The sequence below is a fragment of the Streptomyces sp. ISL-99 genome, assembly GCF_018614005.1.
GTDB lineage: Bacteria > Actinomycetota > Actinomycetes > Streptomycetales > Streptomycetaceae > Streptomyces > Streptomyces flavidovirens.
Window position 1 is genome coordinate 1 of record NZ_JAGGPC010000070.1, and the last position, 4,789, is coordinate 4,789.

At 71.7% G+C, this 4,789-nt stretch carries 2 protein-coding genes and 4 pseudogenes; 2 read left to right on the forward strand and 4 right to left on the reverse strand.

Features of this window, described 5'->3' with window-relative positions:
* From J7E91_RS31860 to J7E91_RS31875, 4 genes and pseudogenes are all read right to left on the reverse strand, one after another.
* Positions 1-490, reverse strand: a pseudogene (locus J7E91_RS31860) (hypothetical protein); the annotation flags it as partial.
* A 167-nt stretch (positions 491-657) separates the two neighbouring features.
* A complete protein-coding gene (locus tag J7E91_RS31865; protein WP_214910363.1) occupies positions 658-1,032 on the reverse strand; it encodes a DUF6113 family protein in 375 nt (124 codons plus the stop codon).
* A pseudogene (locus J7E91_RS31870) lies at positions 1,029-1,843 on the reverse strand (PIG-L family deacetylase). The gene J7E91_RS31865 and the pseudogene J7E91_RS31870 overlap by 4 nt, the downstream one beginning before the upstream one ends.
* 23 nt (positions 1,844-1,866) lie before the next feature.
* Positions 1,867-2,061 (reverse strand): hypothetical protein, encoded by a 195-nt coding sequence (locus tag J7E91_RS31875; RefSeq protein ID WP_138896464.1) that lies wholly within the window; start codon positions 2,059-2,061, stop codon positions 1,867-1,869.
* Between the two features lie 167 nt (positions 2,062-2,228).
* Between J7E91_RS31875 and J7E91_RS31880 the strand changes: the two are divergent.
* Both J7E91_RS31880 and J7E91_RS36480 read left to right on the forward strand, forming a co-directional pair.
* Positions 2,229-4,294 (forward strand): annotated as a pseudogene (locus tag J7E91_RS31880) (prolyl oligopeptidase family serine peptidase).
* Positions 4,295-4,623: 329 nt separating this feature from the next.
* Positions 4,624-4,789: pseudogene (locus tag J7E91_RS36480) on the forward strand (ABC transporter permease); the annotation flags it as partial.

Sequence of the window (4,789 nt, forward strand, 5' to 3'; positions counted from 1 at the left end):
GCCCGCTGCCCGGCGCCGGTGCGGGCGAGGCGGGGGCGACGGACGGCGCGGGCCCGGCCGACGGCTTGCGCGGCGCGAACCAGTCGCTGGCCGGCGGCTTGCCCTCGCCGGAGCCGGTGGCGGAGCCGGAGCCCGGCTCGTCCCGCAGCGCCGGCGCCCCGGTGTCCCGTGACGGCTCGGGCGGGCGCGGCGTACTGCCCGTGCGCTCGCCGTTCGCGGGCGAGGACGGCGGCTCCACGTCACCCATGGGCGTACGCATGACGACCGGCGGGATCGGCCGCGACCCGGGGATGTTGATCCGGATGCGGGTGGTCAGCGTGGTCTCGGTTCTGGGCTCGTCCGGTTCCACCTGTCCGGCGCCCTCTCCGCCGTCCTGCCCGGCGTGCGACGACGGATACTGGCGGGATCCGTACGGCGGCGTACCCGAGGGGTACGCGGCTCCGCCACGCCCCTGGGGGCCGGACGACGAACTGTCAGTTTCACGACTCAAGGCAGGTTCTCCCGGTTAGCTCCGCTCGCCCGCTCTTACCTGGTACTGCGGGCGGCTCGGCGGCGCGCACCACCATACTGGCCGCCGCCGACGGGCGCCCCGCACCCTTGGCAGCGGGTTTCCGACGGCTGTGCGGGCGGGGTCGGTTCACGGACTCAAGTGGTACGTCATTTGCCAAGTCGGGCGCCCGGCGGCGCCTGTGGCGGCAGTTGCATCATCGTGGCGCAGATCACAGCGATGGCCATCCCGCCCAGCATGTAGGCGTACGACACGGAGCCGCCGCCGATGAGCAGGTCGCCCTCGGGGCGGCTGACGGTCAGCAGGACGATGGCCACGAGCCATCCGGCGGCGGACGCGCCGACGCCGGACCTGGTGCCGGTGGCGTACATGCCGCCGTAGAAGACGCCTGCCGTCGCGAGCAGGGCCAGCAGCAGGCCGCCGGGGAACCACGCCGCGTGGACGAGGACGCCCGCCGCGCCGGTGACCGCGCCCAGCAGGACGAGGAGGGCGTAGGCGCCGATACGGGCCGGGGACAGGGTCATGACGTCACTCCCGCGAAGAGGTCGGTTTCGCGGCTGCCGGCGGCGCGTTCGCCTCGTACCAACTCGTAGTACTCCGTGGTCAGGACGGGCTGCCCCAGGTTGTTGGAGAGGGCGAAGAAGTCACCCTCCACCGCGATCTGGGTGGCGTGGGCGCGCATCGCGGCGGTCTTGGCGGCGGCGTACGCCGTGCCGTCGATCTCGGTGGTGATCACCGCGTCGTCGACCACTCCGGGGATGTCGTCCACGGCGCCGGTTCCGGCGAAGCTCACGCCGGCCGCGCGCAGGCGGGCGAAGCCGTCCTCGGCGTAGCCGCGCGGTACCCGGTTCCAGTAGATCTTGGCGATGGTGTGGGGCGCGCCGAGGTCCTCGCGGAAGTTGGGGTCGGCCGCGAGGTCGGCGGCGCGCATGGCGACGCGGTGGGCCTGGATGTGGTCCGGATGGCNNCCGCCTCGTCCACCGGCGCGGCCCAGAAGGCGCCTTCGCGGTGGTTCTGCGGGGCGCCCATCATCCCGGAGTCGCGGAACCGGCCGGGGCCGCCGAGGAAGCGGTGGTCGGTGACCCCGAGCTCCTTCATCGCGGCGGCCAGTTCGGCGACGCGGTGGGCGCCGAGGGTGTCGTCGCGGTCGGCGGCCAGGTGCGCGAGGGCGGGCGGGATGACCTCGCCCTCCTCGCCGAGGGTGCAGGTCACCAGGGTGACCCCGGCGCCCTCGGCGGCGTACTTGGCCATGGTGGCGCCGTTGTTGATCGACTCGTCGTCGGGGTGCGCGTGCACCAGAAGCAGACGACGGGCTGGGTGGTCCTGGTCCGTCATGGGACCACCCTACGAGGCGCCGCTCAGAACTTGATGCCCCCGATCATCCCGGCCACGTTCGTGGTCAGTTCGTTGATCGTGGGTGCGATGGAGGAGCTGGCGAGGTAGAAGCCGAGCAGCACGCAAACCACCGCGTGTCCGGCTTTGAGACCCGATTTCCGGACCATCAGGATGACGATGATCGCCAACAGCACTACCGCCGAAATCGAGAGTGCCACGGCGGTTCACCTCCACTTAATCGGGTCCAAACGGGCATGCGGACAGTCGCCAGCAGGTTCATACCCACCAAGCGCTACGGATCATAACTATCCGTGCGTACGCATTAATCGGTGCACGGCAGCACGAGGGGCGCATGGAGTTGCCACCGGGCGGTAGCTTCGGGCATATGACGTCGAATCAGCTCTCCTTCCCCCGGCAGCACGCGAGGACGCAGCGCTTCACCCTGGGGGCGCCACGCGCGTTCACGGTGTCGCCCGACGGGACGCGTGTGGTGTTCCTCCGCTCCTCCTCGGGCACCGATCGCGCGAACCGGCTCTGGGTGCTCGACCTGGAGGGGGGCGCGCAGGAGCGCATCGCGGCGGACCCCGGAGAGCTGCTCGGCGGGGCCGTCGAGCGGCTGTCGGCGCAGGAGAGGGCGCGGCGCGAGCGCAGCCGGGAAGGGTCCGCGGGGATCGTCGGCTACGCCGTGGACGCGGCGGTCGAGCTGGCGGCGTTCGCGCTGTCGGGGCGGCTCTTCGCGGCCGAGCTGCGGGCCGGCACCGCACGCGAACTTCCCGCCAGGAGGCCGGTTCTCGACCCCCGGCCCTCACCGGACGGACTGCATGTCGCGTACGTCGCCGGGGGCGCCCTGCGGGTGATCGGCGCCGAGGGCGACGGCGACCGGGCGCTGGCCGAGCCGGAGGACGAGAACACGATGTACGGCCTGGCGGAGTTCGTCGCGGCGGAGGAGATGGCCCGCTCGCGCGGCTTCTGGTGGTCGCCGGAGTCGGACCGGCTGCTGGTGGCCCGCGCCGACGACGCGCCCGTGACGCGCTGGTGGATCTCCGACCCGGCGCAGCCGGAGCACGAGCCCGCGCGGGTCGCTTACCCGGCGGCGGGGACGCCCAATGCCGAGGTGCGGCTCTTTCTTTACGGACTGGACGGCGGCGAGCGTACGGAGGTGGTGTGGGACCGGGGCCGGTATCCGTATCTGGCGCGGGTCCACTGGTCGGAGGCGGGCGCTCCGCTGCTGCTCGTGCAGGCCCGGGACCAGCGCAGCCAGTTGTATCTGGCGGTGGACCCCGGTACGGGTGCGACGCGGACGGTGCATGTGGACGAGGACGCGGTGTGGCTCGATCTTTTCGACGGGGTGCCGGTCTGGGCGCCGGACGGGCGGCTCGTACGGATCGCGGACGAGGGCGGGGCGCGGGTGCTGACCGTCGGGGACCGGGTGCTGACCGGGCCGCAGTTGCAGGTGCGGGCGGTGCTGGACGTGTCGGACGGTGACGTGCTGGTTTCCGCTTCGGCGGGGGCGGAGGCGGCCGCTGGGGAGGTCGGCGAGGTGCACGTCTACCGGGTCAACGAGCTGGGCGTGGAGCGGCTTTCGGAGGGGCCCGGCGTGCATTCCGCGGTGCGGTCGGGCGGGGTGACCGTACTGGCTTCGGCGCGTCCGGAAAGCAGCGGCACGGTGGTTCAGGTGCTGCGCGACGGCAAGCGGGAGGCCGTGGTCGCGTCGTACGCCGAGGAACCTGTGCTGCGGGCGNNGAGGAGGGGGACGGGCCGCTTCCGGTGCTGATGGACCCGTACGGAGGTCCGCACGCGCGGCGCGCTGTCGCCGCCCACAACGCCCACCTGACGTCGCAGTGGTTCGCCGACCAGGGCTTCGCGGTCGTCGTCGCCGACGGGCGGGGGACGCCGGGTCACTCCCCCGGCTGGGAGAAGGCGGTCAGGGACGCGTTCACGCTCACGCTCGACGACCAGATCGAGGCGCTGCACGCGCTGGCCGCGGACTTCCCGCTGGACCTGGGGCGGGTCGCGATCCGCGGCTGGTCGTACGGCGGCTATCTGGCGGCCCTGGCGGTGCTGCGCCGCCCGGACGTCTTCCACGCGGGGATCGCGGGCGCGCCCGTCACGGACTGGCGGCTGTACGACACGCACTACACGGAGCGCTACCTCGGGGATCCGGGCGTGCAGCCGGAGGTGTACGCCGCGAACTCGCTCGTCACCGACGAGGGGCTGTCGCAGCCGGCCGACTCGCCGCACCGGCCGCTGATGATCATCCACGGCCTGGCGGACGACAACGTGGTGATGGCGCACTCGCTGCGGCTGTCGTCGGCGCTGCTGGCGGCGGGGCGTCCGCACGAGGTGCTGCCGCTGTCGGGGGTGACGCACATGACGCCCCAGGAGGAGATCGCGGAGAACCTGCTGCTGCTCCAGGTGGACTTCCTGAAGCGGTCGTTGGGGTTGCGGTAACCCCTGGGGATACCCGGCCGGGGGCGACATGGCGCGCCCCCGGCCGGAAACGGCACCCGCACGGCCGTACGTTGTTCAGCGTGACGCGTTCGTATATCGGAGTTGCGTCAGTCAAGTTGCTTGCGTGTTAACGAAATTGATCGGCACTTATGGCGTGATGTCGCCCGCCACCGCCCCCTGTCAAGCACGTAGCCACCTCGATCTGCAAAACCTTCGCTCAAGATGCGAAGGAACGTCACTCTCATCCCCGCCGGGCTCTTGACTCGCGTAGACCCGCATTGCCACAGTCCGCTCATCTTCGACGTGTTTCTCGGTGGGGGCGTGACGCGATGACGAGTGCATCCCGAGTTGCTGCAAAGGAAGTTGACGCCCCGTCGCAGCTCGCCGGGCGCTCCCCGGGGCAGCTCATGTGGCGCCGTTTCAAACGCGACAGAGCGGGTATCGTCTCCGCCTACGTCGTGATCTTCTTCTTCGCGGCGGCACTGCTCGCCCCGG

Coding starts and splice junctions, on each gene's coding strand:
- J7E91_RS31865 (WP_214910363.1), bottom strand. CDS start 1,032: ATGACCCTGTCCCCGGCCCGTATCGGCGCCTACGCCCTCCTCGTCCTG.